The sequence below is a fragment of the Gordonia soli NBRC 108243 genome, assembly GCF_000334455.1.
GTDB lineage: Bacteria > Actinomycetota > Actinomycetes > Mycobacteriales > Mycobacteriaceae > Gordonia > Gordonia soli.
The window spans coordinates 41,332-60,620 of sequence record NZ_BANX01000032.1; the positions used below are offsets into that span (position 1 = coordinate 41,332).

Genomic DNA, 19,289 nt, shown 5'->3' on the forward strand with positions numbered 1-19,289 from the left:
TCACCTCTGGAGTCTCTCGTGCCGGGCGCTGATGCCCGCGCGGAACTTCGGCACCCGCATGCCGATCTTCGTGCCCGCGCCGACCGCGGTCTCGACCACTAGACCGTAATCGTTGCCGAATGCGGCTCGCAGCCGATGGTCCACATTGGAGAGGCCGATCTGTGCGCCCTCGGACTCCGGTCGCGTCGACTGCCCGCCGGCTTCGGTCAACGCCTCCAGGTCACCTGTGCGCAGGATCTCCGGGTCCATCCCGACTCCGTCGTCCTCGACGGTGATGACGCAGTCGGCGCCCTCGTCGGCCGCGGTGATGGTGATGGTGCCTCCGCCCTTGCCGGCGAGTCCGTGCCGAACGGCGTTCTCCACCAACGGTTGCAGCGCGAGGAAGGGCAGCACGACGTTGAGGACCTCGGGTGCGACGTGCAGACGGACCTCGAGCGCGCTGCCGAATCGCGCACGCTCGAGGGTCAGGTAGCGGTCGATGTTGCGGAGTTCGTCGGCGAGCAGCGTGTAGTCGCCCGCGGCGCGGAAGGAGTAGCGGGTGAAGTCGGCGAAGTCGAGGATCAGCTCTCGAGCGCGATCGGGATCGGTCCGGACGAAGGAGGCGATGGTGTTGAGCGCGTTGTAGATGAAATGCGGGCTGATCTGGGCGCGGAGTGCGACGACCTCGGCGCGATCCAGACGGGCGCGTGACGCGTCGAGGTCGGCGAGCTCCAGTTGACCGGATGCATAGCGCGCGACCTCGGCGACCGCGGCGAGCATGCCGGGCCCCGGGCGCTGAGTGGTCGCCACGACCAGCACGCCGACCGCCGTCTCGTCGGCGATGAGCGGTTGCGCGACGATCGCACGGGCTGGTGACTCGGCGCCGCACGGGTCGGACACCAGCACCCGCCGACGGTTGGCGTCAGCCTGGTCGGCGGCCGCGGCCGCGGCGGCGGTCAGGTCGGGGTCCCAGAGTGCGTCGTCGGCGGGATCGACTGCCAGCAGTCCTGCGTCGGCGTCGTACAGCGCGACTCCCTCCGCCGCGGTCAGGGCGCGCAGATGCGGCAGCGCATCGCGGGCCGACTCTGCCGACAGTCCTTGTCGCAGTGACCGTGCCGCCTGCGACGCGGTGTGCAGAGCCGAGTGCACCGCGCGCTCGGTCGGGGTCGCGACCACGCGTCGGGTCCGGATCAGGACGACCACGCCCGCGACGACGACGACCGCGACCAGGACCAGGGCCACGGCGACGGGTACCGACAGGGAGGTCACGAGATCATCCTCCTCGGGGGTCGGTGCGGGACGTGGTCAGGCACGCCCGGACGGGAGCAATTCGATCAGCAGCTCGATGAGCCGGTGTCGGTCGGCGTGCCACTTCTCGACCGGCAGGTGTCCGCTGAGGTCGAGGTCGGTGAGGCCGTGCGCAGCGGCGGTGAGGATGCCCGCGTAGGGGCGCGGATCGTCTACGTCGGTGCCGGCGGCGACCAGCTCGAGGAAGACGTTCTGGGCGCGACCCGCGGCCTCGTCGACCGGTGCAGGAATGGCGTCCGCGGCCGGCTGGGCGAACATCAAGCGGTACAGGTGTGGTCGCGTCCGGCCGAGGTCGGAGAGCGCCTCGAGGGCCGATCGCAAGGCGGCCCTGGGCTCGACGTCGGCACCGGCGATCGCGGCGAGCGAATCCGCGACGACGGTCCACGCCTGCGCGGCCAGCGCCATCAAGAGTGCTTCCTTGTCGGCGAAATGGCGGTACGGGGCGGTGCGCGACACTCCCGCACGATTGCCGACCTCGCGGAGGGTAACCGCATCGGGACCGCCCGCATCGAGGAGCTCCGACGCCGCGTCCAGCAGCGCGCGGCGGGTGCGGGCCGCGCTCTCCACCCGTGTCGCCATCAAATGAATCTATCAGTTGACATAGTCAACTGAAGCGCGCACAGTTTGTTGACAACGTCAACTGGATGCGAGGGCGACCATGTACACAACGGTGATGACGGGCGCGAGCCGCGGCATCGGGCGATACGCGGCCGAGAAGCTTCTGGCCGGCGATCCGAATCTCCACCTCGTGGTTCTCGGTCGGGCCGAGGGCAACTCCACGCTCGCGACGTCACTCACCCGTTTCGCTCGTCGCCTCATGACGGTGGACGTCGATCTCGCATCTCTCGACGACACCCGCGCCGCCGCCGAAACCGTGGTGGACCGTGTGTCGGCCGGTGACCTGCCTCCGCTGCGCGGCTTCCTCGGCAACGCCGGTCTGCAGTTCGCCGACGACCGGCACGAGACCGTCGACGGTCTCGAGACCACATTCGCCGTCAACGTCATCGCCAACCACGTTCTGCTCGGTGCGCTCGTGCCGGCGGTCACGGCGCCCGCGCGGCTGGTGATCACCGCGAGCGACACCCATTTCGGCGACCTCCGGCACACCGGTGGTCTCGTCCCCGCGCCGCGCTGGACCGACCCCGCCGCGCTCGCGCGAACCGGAGCCTTCGGCGATGCGAACCCCGTCACCGCGGGGCGTCGTGCCTATTCGACGAGCAAACTCGCCGTCATCCATCTCGTCCACGAATGGGCCCGCCGTCTCCCCGACGGCGTCGAGATCGTCTCGTACAACCCGTCCTTCGTCCCGAACACCGGGTTGGCCAGAGATGCGAGCCGTCGAGATCGCTATGCGAACCGGTGGCTGTTGCCGGCGATCACCGTCACCCCGTTCTTCGACAGTGTCCCGACCGCGGGGCGCAAGCTCGCCGATGTGGCGCTCGGTCGGATACCGGCTCCGTCGGGCGCCTACATCGACCGCACGCGGGTGATCCCGTCGTCGGGCGAGTCCTACGATGCCGACCGCGAGCGGATGCTGTGGGACTTCCTCGGTGGCCTCCTCGCCTCGAATCCCTAGCGGCGACATCCGGATTCCGCGGTGTTCTGATTCGTCGGCCACAGCTACGAGATCGAATCAGTAGGCGGTCCACTCCGACTGTGCATAGCGCAGGATGCGCGGGTCCATCAGTGTCGACGGTGCCATCTCCAGTCGCGGGCGATCGGCGGGGAACACCGCGGCCGCCTGGAGTTCGGCGTCGGAGAGGAATCGCAGAGCGCGGGGTGGGGTGATCCGGAGCTCGGGCCGAGTCGGGGCCGCGAGCAGGAACCCCCAGTCGCCGAATGACGGCACGTCGACGTGGTACGGCATCGTCTGCAGCCCGGCCGACCGCACGGTCGCGTCGACGCACCAGTAGGAACGCGGTGCGAAATACGGTGAGCCGGACTGGACGACCATCCGTCCGCCGGGAGCCAGGTGGGCGCCCGCCAAAGCGTAGAACTCGGTGGAATACAGCTTGGCGGTGGCGGATTCGTCCGGATCGGGCATGTCGATGATGATCGCGTCGTAACGCTCACGGGCCGTCCGCAACCAGTTGAACGCATCGGCCGCGATGATCGTCGACCGCGGGTCGGTCATCGACCCACGGTTGAGACGGGTCAGCCGGGAGTCCTCCCGGGCGAGCCGGATCATCTCCGGGTCGAGCTCCACCAGTGTCGCCGACCGCACGTCGCGGTAGGTCAACACCTCGCGCAAGGCGAGGCCGTCGCCGCCGCCCAGGATCAGTACCCGCTCGTGCTCGCCGGCCATGGCCGGGTGCACCAGCGCTTCGTGATAGCGGTACTCGTCCATCGACGAGAACTGCAGATCGCCGTTCAGGAACAGCCGGGTGTCGGGACCCCCGGGGATCCGGCGCTCGGTGATCACGATGTCCTGGTACGAGGTGCGTTCAGCGGCGACGATCGGATCGCGGAAGAGCGACTGCCGCGTGGTCACCTCGAAGCGGGTCGAGTAGATCAGGCCCAGGACCAGTACGGCGACCACGCCGACCGCCACACTGCCGAGTACCACCAGGCGTCGCGGTGTCAGCGATCGGCGGAACACGACAAAGACCAGGAAGCAGCCGGCCAGCGCGTTGACCAGGCCGACGACCAGCGCACCGCGGAGTTGGCCGAACAGCGGCAGGAGCAGGAACGGGAAGCATAGGCCGCCGATCAGGGCGCCGATGTAGTCGGCCGCGAAGATGTCGGCGACCGCGGAGCCGGCCTCCTGCTTACGAATTCGCTGCAGGAGGACCATCAGGAGCGGGATCTCGGCGCCGATCAGCAGACCGAGGACGAAGGCCACCACCACGAGGGCCTGGGTGTACAGCGCGAGATAGGCGAAGGCGGCGTAGAGCGCCATCACCGACAGCCCGCCCAGTAGGGCGAGAGCCAGCTCGATGAGCGCGAACGACAGGATCGCCTTGTTCTGCAGGGGTTTCGCGGCCAGTGAACCGATACCCATCGCGAACACCATCACAGCCAGCACGATCGAGGCCTGGGTGGCGGTGTTCCCGATCAGGAAGGAGCCCAGCGAGACCAGGGCCAGCTCGTAGACGAGCCCACAGGCGGCGCAGACGAAGACGACGGCGAGCAGCGCCGCGCGTGAGAGACGGTGCCACTGACCGATCTCGTCGGGATCGGTCGGTGCCGCAGCGCCGTTGTCGGCGATGCCCGTGTCGACGCCCGGGCTCGGCCGACCGGCGGTCGGTGTCAGGTCGGGGTCGGTCACGTGCGGAGGAACGGGACGATCAGAGGATCGCCGATGCGACGATCACGGCGACGCCGACGTGGGTGGCCGACTGGACCCATACCGCCGGATGCGACTCCGGGTGCAGCAGCAGCTCACCCAGCTTGCCCGGGGTCGCCAGATCGATGAGGGCGAAGGTGATGGCCATGACCACGATGCCGATGACGGTGTACACCACCGTGTAGAGCAGCCCCTCGAGGAGTCGGCCCTGGCTGGCGACGATGGCGGCAGTGATGATGATCGCGATGCCGACGAGGTTGGAGGCCACCAGGATTCCGGCGTTACGGTTGCGCTGCGCCCACAGCACCTCACGCAGTTTGCCCGGGGTGAGCAGATCGAGCACGACGAAGGAGATGGCCATCAGCACCACGCCGACGATGCTGTAGGCGGCTGCCGCATAGGCGTTCTCGAAGATGTCTCGGATCACGGTGTGTCTCCCGGTGGTGTGATGGATGGCCGGCGGTGGTCGGGTGTGCTCGATCGATGTGTGGTGTGGGCCGATCCCGGTGTGGCGCTCACTTGCCGCCACCACCGCTGCCGCCGCCCCGGTAGCCGCTGCCCGACCCCGAATAGCTCGGTGTCGGGACCCAGAACCCGCCGACATAGCTGTGGTAGTGGTTGTAACCCGATCGGTAGTCGCGACTCAGCATGACGCGGGTCTTGTTCGCGGCGTAGGGGAACAGGGCGACCAGATAGTCGGGGTACTGCAGGAACTGCGTCCCGGCCACATTGCCCGCCTGTCGACTGTCGCCGTTGCGGCGGTCGGTCGGGGACTCGACGCCGGCGAGTGTGCTGGCCACCGATGCGGGGCTGCCGTCGGCGACATACGCGTCCACGTCACCCTCGTCGAGTCCGGTGTCCCGCTGGTAGTTCGAGCTGATGTAGTTGCGCACACTCGTCCCGTTGCCGCCACCGAATGCCTTGACGCTGCAGGTGCCGACGAGTGCGAGCACGGCGACGGCGGCGATGACGCCGATGATGATGTTGCGGATGCGGCGCAGGCCACGTCCGGGGTCGTCGTCGGCTCCACCCGGACCTCGACCGGGCGGTGGTCCGGACGGCGGTGGCCCTCCCGGTGGCGGATTCCCGAACGGCGGTCCTCCGGTCGGGGGACCCCCTGGCGGCGGACCCGCGGGCGGTGGCGGACCGGGCGGTCCGAACGGCGGTCCCTGGGTCATCGGCTCGACGCTCCGATCGAGTCACGGAGCAGGCTGCTGGTGGTGACGACGACCTCTCCGGTCTGCGGGTAGGTGTGCCAGGTCGACCAGGTCACCTCGTCCGGACCCACGTCGGCCAGGACGGCGGTCACGGCCAGGGGGCGGCCGGGGAAGTGCCCGATCAGGGCCGGACGTCCGGCGTCGAGGTGTTCGCTCGCGCGTCTGGTGAGGTCGGCGACCAGCGCCTCGAGTGCACGATCGGTCGGATGCTCGACGTCGGCGGTGAAACGAAAGGCGTTGGAGGTGAAGGTCGATGGGAGATCTGCGGATTCGTCCGGCAGACAGGCCACCGTCTCGCACAGCGAGCCCGTGGTCTGTTCATCGTCGACGACCACCTGATGACTGGCCCCCAGCAGCCGCAGGGACAAGCGCGTCCCCTGGGTGCGCCACGCCCGTTCGGCGAGCGCGGGCAGCAGCGGTGTGCTCAGGGAGAAGGTCAGCTGGTCGGCGCTGGTGTCGGCGTAGGCGACCCGGAGTCGGGTGCTCGCGGTCACGGGGCGTCCGGTGCCGGATTGGAGGGATAGATGCGGTACTCGGCGCGCGACAGCACCTCGCCACGCGCGGCCTCCCAGCCGGAACCGAAGTCCTCGAAGGAGAGTCGGTCGTCACCGGCCGAATAGTCGTGGTAGCGAACCGACCCGGACGCCGCGAGCCCGGTGGTGCCCGCCGACGTGAACGACGCCCCGCCCGACTCGTCGGAGGTGTAACGCCGCCCGTCGAGATCGATCGAGGACGGACCCGGGCTCACGGTCACGCCGCTGAGCTCACGCCAGAGCACCACTTCGAGGTCGGGGTCGTCCTCGACGGAGATCCAGGCCTTCTGGCCCAGGCCGGTGTCGAGGAAGTTCTCGGTCCAGATGAACCCGCCCTGGCTGAGTCGCAGGGTGCCGCGGACCGCATAGGTCTCTCCGCGGATCTCGACGAGATCGCTGGGCTTGAGTTGGCGGGGATCTCCGCGCACCGCATCGTCGTCGGCGCTCGAGAACGGGTCGCCGGGGCGGTAGGTGCGGTTGCGCAGGGCGTCCGCCTCGGCCTGCCGCGCCTTGCGGTTCTGCAGGAAATTGAAGATCACCACCACCGCGATGATCGCCAGCAGGGCAACGACGATGATCAGCAGGAATTCCACGGGCTGACCCTATCGGTCCCGAGGGCGTCGCGACAGTCGTGTGTCCCACGATCAGATGACCGATTTGCGTCTTTTGGTGCGCGCGGACGCGGCAGACCGCTGCGTGTTGGTCCCCACCTCCGGCGACGACGCGGTCGGTGCTCAGCGCGCCACGCGGACGACCTGCCCGATCAGTGTGGGGTCGTCCACCGCGTCGAGCAGGAACTGTGCCAGGTCGGCGCGCGCGATGGAGTTGCCGCCGGGGACCGGACGGGGTGGTCGGTCCGATCCGGTGTCGGAGCATTCGGAGCACGTGGGCCATGGGCGCGGAGACGGTCGTGACCGGCGGTCTCGCCGATTTCTGCGCCGGACCGTCCGACCTTGCACTCGCCATGGTCGAGTGCTAAAACGGACGTTGGCACTCATGAGTTGTGAGTGCCAGGTCGGGACGGTGAGATCGGTCCTCGTTGACACTCCGGTCGTCCGTCGCGGGCACCGAGTCCGGCCATACACCTAGTGTCACCCCCTATCGGAGGATCACTTACCCATGGCCAAACAAATCGCGTTCGACGAAGAGGCCCGTCGCGGCCTCGAGCGTGGCCTCAACAGCCTCGCGGACACCGTCAAGGTGACCCTCGGCCCCAAGGGCCGCAATGTCGTGCTGGAGAAGAAGTGGGGCGCCCCCACCATCACCAACGACGGCGTTTCCATCGCCAAGGAGATCGAGCTCGAGGATCCCTACGAGAAGATCGGTGCCGAGCTCGTCAAGGAGGTCGCCAAGAAGACCGACGACGTCGCAGGCGACGGCACCACCACCGCCACCGTTCTCGCTCAGGCGCTCGTCCGTGAGGGCCTGCGCAACGTCGCCGCCGGCGCCAACCCGCTGGGCCTGAAGCGCGGCATCGAGAAGGCCGTCGAGTCGGTCACCGAGTCGCTGCTGAAGAGCGCCAAGGAGGTCGAGACCAAGGAGCAGATCGCTGCCACCGCTGGTATCTCGGCCGGCGACAAGGCCATCGGCGACCTGATCGCCGAGGCTCTCGACAAGGTCGGCAAGGAAGGCGTCATCACGGTCGAGGAGGCACAGACCTTCGGCCTGAGCCTGGAGCTGACCGAGGGTATGCGCTTCGACAAGGGCTACATCTCGGGCTACTTCGTCACCGACGCCGACCGTCAGGAAGCCGTCCTCGAGGACCCGTACATCCTGCTCGTGTCGGGCAAGGTCTCGACCGTCAAGGACCTGCTGCCGCTGCTGGAGAAGGTCATCCAGGCCGGCAAGCCGCTGCTCATCATCTCCGAGGACGTCGAGGGCGAGGCCCTGTCGACCCTGGTCGTGAACAAGATCCGCGGCACCTTCAAGTCGGTTGCCGTCAAGGCTCCCGGCTTCGGTGACCGTCGCAAGGCCATCCTCGCCGACATCGCCATCCTCACCGGTGGCGAGGTCATCAGCGAAGAGGTCGGCCTCTCGCTCGAGAGCGCCGGCGTCGAGCTGCTCGGCCAGGCGCGCAAGGTCGTCGTGACCAAGGACGAGACCACCATCGTCGAGGGTGCGGGCGACCAGGACGCCATCGCCGGTCGTGTTGCGCAGATCCGCAGCGAGATCGAGAACAGCGACTCCGACTACGACCGTGAGAAGCTGCAGGAGCGTCTGGCCAAGCTGGCCGGCGGTGTTGCGGTCATCAAGGCCGGCGCGGCCACCGAGGTCGAGCTCAAGGAGCGCAAGCATCGCATCGAAGATGCCGTGCGCAACGCCAAGGCTGCGGTCGAAGAGGGCATCGTCGCCGGCGGTGGCGTTGCCCTGCTGCAGTCGGAGCCTGCCATCGATTCGCTGGCTCTCGACGGTGACGAGGCCACCGGCGCCAACATCGTGCGTGTCGCGCTGTCGGCTCCGGCCAAGCAGATCGCCGTCAACGCCGGCCTCGAGCCGGGCGTCGTCGCCGACAAGATCCTCAACTCGCCCCTCGGAACCGGCCTCAACGCCGCGACCGGCGAGTACGAGGACCTGCTGGCCGCCGGCATCAACGACCCGGTGAAGGTCACCCGCTCGGCGCTGCAGAACGCTGCGTCGATCGCGGCTCTGTTCCTCACCACCGAGGCCGTCGTCGCCGACAAGCCCGAGAAGAACGCTGCTCCGGCAGTGCCGGGTGGCGACGAGATGGGCGGCATGGGCTTCTGATCTGATCAGAACCCTGCGTCTTTCGAAACGCATCAGTCCGGGAGCCGGTCACCCCTTGTGGGTGGCCGGCTTCCGGCGTTTGTGGCGAGTTGCGTTGGCCGGGGTCGGCGGGGCCGGGGCGGGGGTGCCCAAAATCTGCTATGGAGCGGATCGTCGCGTGCAATAACCACGTGGCTCCCCGCTGGAGGGCAGTTTTTGGTCAGTTCGCAGCCCAGCTCGCAGCCCAGCTCGCAGCCCAGCCGACCCCACCCGAACCACCCGCCAGGCCCCCGACCGATCCCCCGAACAGATGAATCCACAGCCCGCCGACACCTCACCCGCAGTACCTCCGAGTACGGTCCCGACCTGCTCGGACGTGGCGGCGCATCATCTGACCAGGTGACTCTTCAGCATCCTTGATGATCTTCGCGATAGTTCCCGTTACTCGTCGGTACTCTGGTCGCGGAAAGGTCGGCGCAGGTGGCGTGCAGAGCCCGAGCTGCCCCTGCGTCCCACGTACGGAAACGTCGAAAGATCACCCATGTCCAGAGCGTCTCGTCCGCTATGGCAGCGGACGTCGGTGACCGCAGCAGCTGTTCTCGCAGCGGTCATGATCCTGTCGGTCGGGGGGCCGGCAGCGATGGCGGAACCGTCGACGACGCCCCCGAAGAACGCAGCACCTCAACAGCACACGCCCCCGGGGCCACGGACCGACCAGGAAGCGAATCCCGGTGAGGGGTCGCCGTATCCGGTGGCGCCCAAGGGCAAGCAGATCCTCGACCTCTCGGTGCCGTCCGAGTCGATGGGGCGCTCGATCCCCATCCGGGTCCTGCTCCCCGCCGACACCTCGAAACCGCGCCCCACGCTCTACCTGCTCAACGGGGCAGGCGGTGGCGAGGGCACTGGGACATGGTTCGCGCAGACCGACGTCGTGAACTTCTTCGCCGACAAGAACGTCAACGTCGTGGTCCCGATGAGCGGCGCCTACAGCTACTACACCGACTGGCAGAAGCCGGATCCTGTTCTCGGACGCAACAAGTGGACGACGTTCCTCACCAAGGAACTGCCGCCGGTCATCGACAAGCGGCTGAACACCACCAAAGTGAACGGGATCGCAGGGATCTCGATGGCCGGGACCTCGGTGCTGGGCCTGGCGGAGTCGGCGCCCGACCTCTACCGGTCGGTCGCCTCGTACAGCGGTTGCGCGGAGACCAGTTCACCGCTCGGCCAGCTGTACATCAGGTTGGTCGTCGAGGGTCGGGGCGGGGCCAACACCACCAACATGTGGGGCCCCTACGGCGGCCCGGGGTGGCGTGCCAACGACCCGATCGTGCAGGCAGGCAAGCTCCGCGGCAAGTCGCTCTACATCAGCTCGGGCACCGGCCAGTCCGGTCCGTACGACAAGCTCGACGGTCGCGACATCGGCGGCGACCTCAACAAGCTGGTCGACCGAGTACTCGTCGGCGGCGGCATCGAGGCGGCCACACATCAGTGCACCGTCAACCTGCAGAACAGGCTGCGCGGTCTCGGCATCCCGGCGACCTTCGAGTACAGCCCGGGTACGCACACGTGGGAGTACTGGCAGGACCAACTGCACAGGTCGTGGCCGCAGATTGCTCGTTCGCTCGGCGAGTGACAACGTACGTCCCGGGCGGCGCCCACACCGCCCGGGAACGTTCGGCGTCCCGATGGTGTTGACACGCACATGAGTGCGCCGATCACCGTCGACATCTGGTCCGACATCGCCTGCCCGTGGTGCTACATCGGCAAGCGCCGGTTCGAGGCCGCGCTGCAGGAGTATCCCGACGCCGATGCCGTGCAGGTGACCTATCACAGCTTCGAGCTGGCGCCGGACACGCCGGTAGACTTCAACGGCACCGAGGTCGATTTCCTGGTGGGGCACAAGGGATTGGCGCCCCAGCAGGTCGAGCAGATGCTGGCCCAGGTCGGCGGCGTCGCCGCGTCGGTGGGCCTCGACTACGACTTCGACGCGCTGCAGCACACCAAGACGCTGAAGGCGCACGAGCTGCTCCATCACGCCAAGGCAGAGGGGAAGCAGCTCGAACTGTCTGAGCGCCTGTTCCGCGCCTACTTCACCGAGGGGAGGCATCTCGGGAGGATCGCCGACCTGGTCGACCTTGCCGCCGACGTCGGTCTCGACCGTGCCGAGGTCGAGTCGGTGCTCGAGTCCGGTGAGTATGCCGACGCCGTGGCCGCCGACATCGAGCAGGCACGTGCCTACGGCATCAACGGGGTGCCGTTCTTCGTCGTCAACGGTCGCTACGGTGTCTCCGGAGCGCAGGAGCCCGATGTGTTCGCCGACGTCCTGCGCAAGGTCGGCGCGGAGGTGGCCGAGGATGCCTGACCCGACCGACCGCTCCGAATCGACGCGGGCGCCTGCGCAGGACGGTTCATCCGCTCCGCTGCAGATGGTCGGCGACGACGCCGCGGTCTGTGTGGACGGCGTGTGCACATGGCCGCCGGCCGCGAACCCGACCGGCCCTGCCCCGACAACCGATGCCCCGACAACCTATGCCGCGACGAACCAGGGGTCCACCGCGACCGACGCGGCATCGAGCGCATAGCCCACTGTCCGGGCGCCGGCTGACCTCGATACTCGACGGTCGAGTCCGTAGCGGGAAGGCGTGAGCCGTCCGACGCATGGTCCGATCCGGTCGTACCGCACCGAACAGGTAGAACGGGCTGCGGATCTGTGGTGTGCGGCATAGCCTTCGATCCATGACATCTCCGACCGATGGCGCCGCCGCCCATCACTCTCCGTCATCGCTGGTGCGGGCGGTCCTCAACTCGCCCATCGCGGGTCTGGCGCCATGGATCGTGATGTCGCTCTTCACCGGCCCGGGACGCTTCGAGGAAGCCGTCGCCGGTGCCCTCGGACTGGCGCTGTTGGTGGTGTTCGCCAACTGGCGGCTGGGCAACTCGGTCAAGTTGCTCGAGTGGTTCGACACCGCGTTCTTCCTGATCCTCGCCGGCATCGGACTGTTCGCGTCGGCTCGCGTGATCAGCTGGATGGAACTCTGGGGCGGTGAGATCGCCAACGTCGCGCTGGTGGCGTTCGCGCTCGGCTCCATCCTCATCCGGCGGCCGTTCACACTCGAATACGCCAAGGAGGCAACCGATCCCGAGCTCTGGTCGTCGCCGATCTTCATCCGGACCAACTACGTCATCACCTGGGCGTGGGTTGCGGCTTTCGGCGTCTCCGCCATCGCCGGTGCCATCGGCGATGCGGTGCTCGACGATGCGGGCAACTTCTGGACCGGTTGGATCATCCAGATCGGCGCCACGGTCTTCGCCGTCTCGTTCACCGAGTTCTATCCCGATTACGGTCCCAACAAGGCGTTGGCGAAGATGGGCGTCGAGACCGATCCGCCGGTGTCGTTGGTACGACTGTTCGACTGGATACCCGCGTTCGTGTTGATCGTCGGCATCATGGGCCTGGTGACCGACTCGGTGTCGTCGACCGTCGGATGGGTTCTCGTCGCGGTCGGCGCCGTGGCGATCGGCGTGATGCACCGACTGTTCCCGGCCGAGAAGAAGGCTGTCGCAGACGCAGTCGCCGACGCCCCGCGCGGCCAGGAGACCCCGGGCGCGGCCCAACCGCCGTCCACGCCTTGACCGTCGGTGACCGGAACGTACGCCGACTCAGCGGAACACGATGCAGGTGGTGCTGCCGTGGGCGACCAGCTTGCCGTCGGCGGAGTACACCTTGCCCTCGGCCGTCGCCGTACGGCCGCCGACGTGGATCACGGTCCCGGTCGCGGTGAGCTCGTCGGCGTCGACCGCGACCGTGCGGATGTAGTTGATCTTGAGTTCGAGCGTCGTGTAGCTCGCTCCCGCGGGTAGCGTCGTGTGGACCGCACAACCCATCACGGAGTCCAGCAGCGTGGCGCAGATGCCACCGTGGACGGTGCCGAGGGGATTGGCGAAGTCGGGCCGGGGGGTCACGGTGAAGGTCACGGAACCCTCGTCGATCGACTTCGGCGCCATTCCGATGAGGGTTCCGATGTTGGGGTGTGCGTCGGTGGGGCGGTTCATCCATGCACGCAGGAGTTCCAGCCCGGACAAAGCGGACGGATCGAAAGTCTCACTGGTAGTCGTCATGACTATGTATGGTTGCATAGAAGGCGATGATTATGAAGACCTGCATAGCGCTGAGCCGACGCGCGCCGGGTCTCGTGGTCGTCGCCCGGGGGTCCTCGAGAGGATGTGAGGGGAATGGAACCGGAAACGGACACGACGGTGTCCGCCGATGTCACCCACGGTGTCGCCGAGCGCGGACCACGCGAACGGATGGTCGTACACGCGGCCGACCTGATCGGGCGCGATGGCGTGGCAGCGACATCGATCGGAGACGTCATAGCGGCCGCGGCCGCACCGCGCGGATCGATCTACCACCACTTCCCGGGTGGGAAGACCCAGCTGATGACCGAGGCCGTCCGCTACGCGGGTGACTTCGTCGCCCACCGCATCAGCGAGCCGCGGTCGGCGACACCTGCCGACGCGGTCGCCGACATCGGGGACGTCTGGCGGCGGATGCTGGTGAACAGCGACTACCAGTTCGGTTGTCCGGTCCTGGCCGGCGGTCTGGCCCGGCGATCGGAGCCGGCGGTGGCCGAGGAGTCCGATGCGATCTTCCTCCGCTGGAACCGCCTGATCGCCACCCGCCTGCTCGAGGAGGGCCTCGACGCCGATCGCGCCGACTCGCTCGCGAACCTCGTGGTGGCGTCGGTCGAAGGCGCCGTCGGGATCTGTCAGACCCGTCGGAGTGTGGAGCCGTTGGACCGCGTCATCGCCGAACTCCAGCGTCTGTGTGAGTCCGAGGTCACCCGCTAGCCACGCGTGACCCCGGTCGCATAGTAGGTTCAGAACTCGGCGAGGTCGCCTGTGTCCGGCCTCGCGGTCGATGACGGGCCTCGCGGAGGGAGAGCGGTATGACGCCGGTGTACCGGGACATCCTGGGCTCCGACTTCGACCGCCTCCATCCCAACGTCGCCTGGCGCTACAGCATTGACTCGACGTCGGGGGTCGCGCAGATCGGCACCGGCATCTACGAGTCGGTGTTCATGACCTCGGCGCTGCCTCCGCCGATGATCTGGTATTACGCGAAGCGCAACGCGTTCCCGCAGAAGTCGAGCCGCATGGTGCCCTTCACGCAGGGGCACTATTGCTACGTCGACGAGCTCGGCCGCGAGTGCCTCGCGGTGCTGCGGTCGTTCGACTACACATCGGGCACGCGCAGCCTCAACTCGCTGCTGGTCTCCGGGCGGAACGGTCTGGTCGACTACTTCGGTGACGGGCCCGAACTCCTGTATCCGATCGAACCATCCGTCACGCGCGACGGCTCGCTGCTGTTGGAGAGTGGGCCGATGCGCTGGCTGCGCGGGCCCAACTTCGGGATGCGCGGCCCGTTCACCGCCCAGATGAAGTACATCGAGGGGTGGGACGACGCGCGGCAGCGATTCCGCTGCGATGCGACCGTCCGCAATCCGGTGATCGGTGAGATCCTGCACTTCCGGGGATGGTTCACCGCTGTCGATCAGGCATGCAGCGTCCACGACATCCCGGATGAGGCATGGCCGCTGAAACTCGTCGACCGCGAACGGTGACCACGTCGCGGTCCGCGTTCGGGTCGGCACCATCCGATCTGGACACCGGGGCATCGAACTGACCAAGTGGCGCAGTCGAATCGGGCGCTGACGCCCGACCGATCCATCGGTCGTGTCCCGGCGCGGGTGCGCGGCATCCGCGAGACGGGTCCGTCGTTCGGACGCGCGGGGGCGATTCCATCGTGACTCCGTCGAACGCGAGGGTAGGTTCTCCCCATGGCTGTCTCCGCGAAGAACGAGTTCGATGTCGCTGCACCTCCGTCCGTCGTGATGGAGGTGCTCCGGGATGTGGCATCCCTGCCCGACTGGTCCGGGCCGCACAAGGAAGCCGAGATCCTGTCCGAACACGAGGACGGCACCCCCGACCAGGTGCGGGTGGTGGTGACGGCGGCCGGTATCTCCGACGAGCAGACCCTCTCCTACACCTGGACCGAGGACAGCTGCACATGGGATCTGGTGGAGGGCAACCAACTCAGCGAACAGCACGGTCGGTACACCGTGACCCCCACCGACTCCGGGTCGCACGTGGTCTTCGAGCTCGAGGTCGAGCTCAAGATCAAACTGCCGGGACTGATCGTGAAGCGCGCGCAGAAGATGGCTGTCGACACCGCCAAGAAGGGCTTGATCGCAGAGGTCGAGCGGCGCGCCGGCAGTTGAGTCGAACCGGCCGCCACGGCACGCGGCAGATCTGAGTACCCTGTAGCCCACATGCCAGGGGGCAGCATCGACGAGAAGGACCAATCAAAGTGCGGATCAACAAGATCGGAACACGTCTGTCGGCCACGCGGGTGATCGCGGTGGGCATCGGAACACTGGCCGGCGGGCTCCTCTTCGGGCTCGGCACGCCGACCGCACAGGCAGCCGTGCACTGCTCGGCCGCCAACGGGCAGCAGGTCGAGCGGATCGTCGGTGCCGGCGGCTGCGGCGCCAAGGCCGGGCCGGCCAGCCGCGCCGACGCCGACGAGCTGAGTGGTTCGGGTACGGCCGTTGCGGTCGCCGACAAGGGCGGCAACTCGACGGCGCGCAATCAGCAGCCGGGATCGTCCGCACTCGCTGGGGCGAGCTCCCGCGGCACCGCCTACTCGGTGACCACCGGACCCAAGGCGCTGTCGGTCGCGCAGGCGCGGCGCGGCGGCTTCAGCGTGGCCGTCGGTGGCTGGGGCGGCCAGGCATACGCCGGCCCCGAGGGTGCCGGCTGCGGTGGTGGTTTCGCGGCTGCGGTCGACACCACCAGCGGCAAGGCATGCCTGCGGACCGGGTCCATCGACCTCCGGAACTGAGCCGAGCGTGGCGGCCCGCGTTAACGCGGCCGCCACGTTCTGTTTCCCGATCCTGAATATCGTCGGGGGGTGACCGAGCTGGACGAACTCGAGAAGACGATCGGACCGGATTTCAGTGCCCTCAACGGACGTGAGGCACTGCAACGTCTGGTGAATCTGCACGACACCACGCAGTTCGTGGTGAACGACGACGATGACGACGATCCGGTGCTGCTGACGCTGCCCGAGCGCAACGTGGTGGACACCTGGCGCCAGGACTACCCGTACGAAGAGCGGATGAGCCGCCGCGAGTACGAGGTGACCAAACGTCGGCTGCAGATCGAGTTGCTGAAGCTCCAGAAGTGGTCCAAGCAGACCGGCCAGCGTCATCTGCTGGTGTTCGAGGGGCGCGACGCCGCGGGCAAGGGCGGCACCATCAAGCGCTTCAACGAGCACCTCAACCCTCGCGGTGCGCGTGTGGTCGCGTTGGAGAAGCCCTCGGAGCGCGAGTCCACCGAGTGGTATTTCCAGCGGTACGTGCAGCATCTGCCCGCCGGTGGCGAGATGGTCTTCTTCGACCGGTCCTGGTACAACCGCGCCGGCGTCGAGCGGGTCATGGGCTTCTGTTCGCCGGCCCAGCTCGACCAGTTCATGTCGCAGGTGCCGGCGTTCGAGAAGATGCTCGTCGACGACGGCATCAACCTGGTGAAGTTCTGGTTCTCGGTCACCCCGCTCGAACAGCGGACGCGTTTCGCCATCCGGCAGATCGACCCGGTCCGGCAGTGGAAGCTCTCACCGATGGATCTCGCGTCGCTCGACAAGTGGGACGCCTACACCGCGGCGAAGGAGTCGATGTTCGGGGCGACCGACACCGACTTCGCGCCGTGGACCGTGGTGAAGAGCAACGACAAGAAGCGTGCTCGCGTGAACGCGATGCGGCACGTGTTGAGTCTGTTCGAGTACGAGGGCAAGAACCACGAACTCGTCGGCGACCCCGACCCGCTGATCGTGGGACGCGCCGCAGACGTGGTCGGGGAGTAGGCCTGGTCGGCGAGTGACCGCCGGGACCCAAGTGGCCGGACGGCCGAACCGCCGGCCGGAGAGTCCCCGACGGGTCGTCGTGCGCAGATGCTCGAGGCTCGTCGGTGGCCCGGCCGTCAGCCGGCGCCGGTAGCCTCGGAGACCGTGCGTACTCTCCTCAGTGCCGTCCTGACCCTGGTGTCGATCGTCGCCATCGTGGTCGCCGTCCCCTCCCTCTGGGTGAAGGAGCGGCTGGTCGACTCCGAGGGCTTCGTGGCGACCGCATCGGCCGCCGCGAAGAACCAAGAGGTCAAGGATTACCTCGCCGAGCAGATCGGCCAGCAGGCGGCGTCGCGGGTCGGTATCCCGGCGGCATCGCTCGTCATCGAGCCGATCGCGAAGGGATACACCAACGGGCCGCAGTTCGAGTCCGACTTCGTCGACGTCGTCAGCCAGCAGCACTCGTACCTGTTCGACGAGCCGAAGCCCGGAACCGAGAACTCGACGATGGAACTCGACATCACCGAGATGGTGAACCGGGTGATCTCGCAGAGCGGCGCATCGGGACGCGTGGCCGGGCCCATCCTGATCCCGCTCGCCGACGGCGGGACCGGGCTCGAGGCGGGGCGCTATCACCAGGTCGGTCAGCAGATCGTCCGGCTCGCGTACGGATCGCTGGTGGTGGCCGTCATCGCCGGTCTGCTCGCGCTGCTGGTCGCCAGACGTCGAGGCACGGTCCTCGCCTGGTTGGGTCTGGGCCTCGTTCTCGGCGGCGCCACGGCGTGGGTGGTCGGCGTCCTCATCGCCGATCGCGCCAAGCAGGAGGCGTCCGCGGCCGACGCGTCCGGCCGTGCGGTGACCGATGTGATCATCGACGGGGCCGTCGGGAACCTGCAGGACACCGCGCTGGTGGTCGGTGCCGTCGGCGCAGGTGTGGTCGTGGTCGGCATCCTGGCGCGGCTCATCTTCGGCGGACGCTCGGCACGCGCGTGATCCGTCGCCCGGTGGTCGGCGCCGTCGAACTGCCCGACGGAACGGTGAGCCCCGTCCGGGTCTTCCGGACCGACTCCGACTCCGAGCCGGATTCCGCAGCTGCGCCGGTGGTGGCGCTGTGGCCCGGATTGGGTGTTCCCGCAGCATATTACGACGTATTCGCGGCACGGCTCGCCGATCGCGGCGTCGGCGTCGTGGTGGCCGAACTCCGCGGACAGGGCGCCAGTCGGCCGCGTCCGTCGCGACGGAGCGACTTCGGGCAGCAGGCATTGGTCACCGAGGACGTGCCTGCCGTGCTCGAGGTCGCGGCACGTCACTTCCCGGGGCGGCAGGTCGTGCTCGCCGGACACTCGATGGGCGGACACATCGTCGCGATGGCCGCTGCGCGAGCACGTGCGCTCGCCGATGCGTCCCCTGCCCGGCCGACCCCCGACGTCGTGGGTCTGGTGCTGATCGCCTCGGGCGTCCCGCACCGCCGGCTCTACCGTGGACGCCACCGTCTGCGGACCACCTTCGGCCCGCCCGCGATGGAGCTGATCTCGTCGGGACTGGGCTACTGGCCGGGCACCGTCATCGAGGGGTACGGCCGACAGTCGAGGACCCTCATCCGGGACTGGAGCGTGCTCAACCGCACCGGCCGCTTCGATCCGCGCGGCGCCGACCTCGACTACGAGGCCGCGATGACGACCGCGGCGCTCCCGGTCTGCGGCATCACCGTGTCTGCCGACACCGACGTCCCATGGCCGGTGATGAAGGCCCTGACCATCAAGTTCTCGTCGAGCGTCGTCGACCATCGACACATCGCCACGCCCCTCGGGCACAACCGGTGGACGCTCGACGACGAGACCGTCGGGATCGTCGCCGACTGGGTCATGGCCCGCGACCGCGTCACCGACCTGCCGGGCTGACCGGTTTCGTCTGCCGGGGGCTGGTTCGCCCGGGCTGTGTGTCCGTCCGGCTGGTCCGCCCGTCCGCCGATGAGCCGGTACGAAATCTGTACGTGGGCGGCGGGGCATCGACATATGGTCGTCGCCGGGGCGCTGGGGTACAGATTTCGAACCTGTCCGGGGGCGGGGCGGGCCGAGGGGTGACCACGATCTGCCGTCCAGCGAGGTGTCGTGTGGATATTGCACGCGGTCGGTCGCTCCGCGGCAGGTTGTGGTCAGCGGGGTTCGCCCCCCGTCTGCTCGACCCTCCGAAGACCACCCGTCGGCGGCCGGAATCCACCCGACACCGCGCGGCCGCTGCCAATGCGGTCGCGCCACTCGCGTGACGGGCGGATTTGCGAGGGTCAGGGCGGTCAACGACGACGCACCCACCGACACCCCAGCGCCCATCACCCC

General features: G+C 68.1%; 21 protein-coding genes. 13 read left to right on the forward strand and 8 right to left on the reverse strand.

Translation table 11 applies throughout. The features are described from left to right. The gene (locus GS4_RS19575) at window positions 1-1,248 is read right to left on the reverse strand and encodes a sensor histidine kinase (protein WP_007623827.1); all 1,248 of its coding nucleotides are present in this window, start codon (window positions 1,246-1,248) and stop codon (window positions 1-3) included. Between the two features lie 36 nt (window positions 1,249-1,284). After that, entirely contained in the window at window positions 1,285-1,866 is a 582-nt protein-coding gene (locus GS4_RS19580; protein WP_007623828.1) for a TetR/AcrR family transcriptional regulator, read from the reverse strand. A 94-nt stretch (window positions 1,867-1,960) separates the two neighbouring features. On the opposite strand from GS4_RS19580, the gene GS4_RS19585 reads away from it, so the two are divergent. After that, window positions 1,961-2,863: an SDR family NAD(P)-dependent oxidoreductase gene (locus GS4_RS19585; RefSeq protein ID WP_217997698.1), complete on the forward strand. Its 903-nt coding sequence runs from the start codon at window positions 1,961-1,963 to the stop codon at window positions 2,861-2,863. A gap of 57 nt (window positions 2,864-2,920) precedes the next feature. On the opposite strand, the gene GS4_RS19590 is transcribed toward GS4_RS19585, so the two are convergent. The 5 genes from GS4_RS19590 to GS4_RS19610 form a co-directional block, all read right to left on the reverse strand. Beyond that, window positions 2,921-4,495, reverse strand: coding sequence for a polyamine aminopropyltransferase (locus GS4_RS19590; RefSeq protein ID WP_040511168.1), 1,575 nt, complete (start codon window positions 4,493-4,495; stop codon window positions 2,921-2,923). Between the two features lie 79 nt (window positions 4,496-4,574). Then, complete coding sequence (locus GS4_RS19595; RefSeq protein ID WP_007623834.1) at window positions 4,575-5,000, reverse strand: DUF350 domain-containing protein; 426 nt, start codon at window positions 4,998-5,000, stop codon at window positions 4,575-4,577. Window positions 5,001-5,088: 88 nt separating this feature from the next. Then, entirely contained in the window at window positions 5,089-5,751 is a 663-nt protein-coding gene (locus tag GS4_RS19600) for a DUF4247 domain-containing protein (RefSeq protein ID WP_007623836.1), read from the reverse strand. After that, window positions 5,748-6,284, reverse strand: a complete 537-nt coding sequence (locus GS4_RS19605; RefSeq protein ID WP_007623837.1) for a DUF2617 family protein — start codon at window positions 6,282-6,284, stop codon at window positions 5,748-5,750. The genes GS4_RS19600 and GS4_RS19605 overlap by 4 nt, the downstream gene beginning before the upstream one ends. Further along, a complete protein-coding gene (locus GS4_RS19610; RefSeq protein ID WP_007623838.1) occupies window positions 6,281-6,916 on the reverse strand; it encodes a DUF4178 domain-containing protein in 636 nt (211 codons plus the stop codon). Before GS4_RS19610 ends, GS4_RS19605 begins: the two co-directional genes overlap by 4 nt. Window positions 6,917-7,442: 526 nt before the next feature. Here GS4_RS19610 and groL point away from each other — a divergent pair. The 5 genes from groL to GS4_RS19635 all read left to right on the forward strand — a co-directional run bounded on the left by groL (window position 7,443) and on the right by GS4_RS19635 (window position 12,683). Beyond that, window positions 7,443-9,068, forward strand: coding sequence for a chaperonin GroEL (gene groL, locus GS4_RS19615; protein ID WP_007623839.1), 1,626 nt, complete (start codon window positions 7,443-7,445; stop codon window positions 9,066-9,068). 520 nt (window positions 9,069-9,588) lie between these two features. Beyond that, window positions 9,589-10,683 (forward strand): alpha/beta hydrolase, encoded by a 1,095-nt coding sequence (locus GS4_RS19620; protein ID WP_245555781.1) that lies wholly within the window; start codon window positions 9,589-9,591, stop codon window positions 10,681-10,683. Between the two features lie 69 nt (window positions 10,684-10,752). Continuing rightward, the gene (locus tag GS4_RS19625; protein ID WP_007623849.1) at window positions 10,753-11,412 is read left to right on the forward strand and encodes a DsbA family oxidoreductase; all 660 of its coding nucleotides are present in this window, start codon (window positions 10,753-10,755) and stop codon (window positions 11,410-11,412) included. Beyond that, window positions 11,405-11,632, forward strand: coding sequence for a hypothetical protein (locus tag GS4_RS19630; RefSeq protein WP_007623850.1), 228 nt, complete (start codon window positions 11,405-11,407; stop codon window positions 11,630-11,632). Before GS4_RS19625 ends, GS4_RS19630 begins: the two co-directional genes overlap by 8 nt. Before the next feature lie 154 nt (window positions 11,633-11,786). Then, a complete protein-coding gene (locus GS4_RS19635) occupies window positions 11,787-12,683 on the forward strand; it encodes a DUF3159 domain-containing protein (protein ID WP_051989790.1) in 897 nt (298 codons plus the stop codon). A 27-nt stretch (window positions 12,684-12,710) separates the two neighbouring features. Here the strand turns inward: GS4_RS19635 and GS4_RS19640 are convergent, their stop codons facing one another. After that, window positions 12,711-13,187 carry a PaaI family thioesterase gene (locus GS4_RS19640; protein WP_007623855.1) on the reverse strand — a complete coding sequence of 159 codons (477 nt, stop codon included), beginning with the start codon at window positions 13,185-13,187 and terminating at the stop codon, window positions 12,711-12,713. A 96-nt stretch (window positions 13,188-13,283) separates the two neighbouring features. Between GS4_RS19640 and GS4_RS19645 the strand changes: the two genes are divergently transcribed. The 7 genes from GS4_RS19645 to GS4_RS19675 all read left to right on the forward strand — a co-directional run bounded on the left by GS4_RS19645 (window position 13,284) and on the right by GS4_RS19675 (window position 18,854). Next, a complete protein-coding gene (locus tag GS4_RS19645) occupies window positions 13,284-13,901 on the forward strand; it encodes a TetR/AcrR family transcriptional regulator (RefSeq protein ID WP_007623858.1) in 618 nt (205 codons plus the stop codon). A 98-nt stretch (window positions 13,902-13,999) separates the two neighbouring features. Continuing rightward, a complete protein-coding gene (locus GS4_RS19650; RefSeq protein WP_007623859.1) occupies window positions 14,000-14,674 on the forward strand; it encodes a DUF4166 domain-containing protein in 675 nt (224 codons plus the stop codon). Between the two features lie 216 nt (window positions 14,675-14,890). Further along, the gene (locus tag GS4_RS19655; RefSeq protein WP_007623861.1) at window positions 14,891-15,331 is read left to right on the forward strand and encodes an SRPBCC family protein; all 441 of its coding nucleotides are present in this window, start codon (window positions 14,891-14,893) and stop codon (window positions 15,329-15,331) included. Between the two features lie 89 nt (window positions 15,332-15,420). Beyond that, on the forward strand, window positions 15,421-15,954 hold the full coding sequence (locus GS4_RS19660; RefSeq protein WP_007623864.1) for a DUF6764 family protein: 534 nt from the start codon (window positions 15,421-15,423) through the stop codon (window positions 15,952-15,954). Window positions 15,955-16,023: 69 nt separating this feature from the next. Then, window positions 16,024-16,974, forward strand: a complete 951-nt coding sequence (gene ppk2, locus GS4_RS19665; protein WP_007623867.1) for a polyphosphate kinase 2 — start codon at window positions 16,024-16,026, stop codon at window positions 16,972-16,974. A 144-nt stretch (window positions 16,975-17,118) separates the two neighbouring features. Beyond that, window positions 17,119-17,946, forward strand: a complete 828-nt coding sequence (locus GS4_RS19670) for a hypothetical protein (protein ID WP_040511175.1) — start codon at window positions 17,119-17,121, stop codon at window positions 17,944-17,946. Then, complete coding sequence (locus tag GS4_RS19675) at window positions 17,943-18,854, forward strand: alpha/beta fold hydrolase (RefSeq protein WP_007623872.1); 912 nt, start codon at window positions 17,943-17,945, stop codon at window positions 18,852-18,854. The genes GS4_RS19670 and GS4_RS19675 overlap by 4 nt, the downstream gene beginning before the upstream one ends. The last annotated feature ends 435 nt before the right edge of the window (window positions 18,855-19,289 follow it).

Excerpts from the sequence above, each read along its gene's own strand:
- GS4_RS19655 (WP_007623861.1), top strand. The coding sequence starts at position 14,891 with ATGGCTGTCTCCGCGAAGAACGAGTTCGATGTCGCTGCACCTCCGTCC.
- GS4_RS19580 (WP_007623828.1), bottom strand. The coding sequence starts at position 1,866 with ATGGCGACACGGGTGGAGAGCGCGGCCCGCACCCGCCGCGCGCTGCTG.
- GS4_RS19600 (WP_007623836.1), bottom strand. The coding sequence starts at position 5,751 with ATGACCCAGGGACCGCCGTTCGGACCGCCCGGTCCGCCACCGCCCGCG.
- GS4_RS19630 (WP_007623850.1), top strand. The coding sequence starts at position 11,405 with ATGCCTGACCCGACCGACCGCTCCGAATCGACGCGGGCGCCTGCGCAG.
- GS4_RS19640 (WP_007623855.1), bottom strand. The coding sequence starts at position 13,187 with ATGCAACCATACATAGTCATGACGACTACCAGTGAGACTTTCGATCCG.
- groL (WP_007623839.1), top strand. The coding sequence starts at position 7,443 with ATGGCCAAACAAATCGCGTTCGACGAAGAGGCCCGTCGCGGCCTCGAG.
- GS4_RS19635 (WP_051989790.1), top strand. The coding sequence starts at position 11,787 with ATGACATCTCCGACCGATGGCGCCGCCGCCCATCACTCTCCGTCATCG.
- GS4_RS19585 (WP_217997698.1), top strand. The coding sequence starts at position 1,961 with ATGACGGGCGCGAGCCGCGGCATCGGGCGATACGCGGCCGAGAAGCTT.
- GS4_RS19620 (WP_245555781.1), top strand. The coding sequence starts at position 9,589 with ATGTCCAGAGCGTCTCGTCCGCTATGGCAGCGGACGTCGGTGACCGCA.
- GS4_RS19625 (WP_007623849.1), top strand. The coding sequence starts at position 10,753 with ATGAGTGCGCCGATCACCGTCGACATCTGGTCCGACATCGCCTGCCCG.
- GS4_RS19650 (WP_007623859.1), top strand. The coding sequence starts at position 14,000 with ATGACGCCGGTGTACCGGGACATCCTGGGCTCCGACTTCGACCGCCTC.
- GS4_RS19645 (WP_007623858.1), top strand. The coding sequence starts at position 13,284 with ATGGAACCGGAAACGGACACGACGGTGTCCGCCGATGTCACCCACGGT.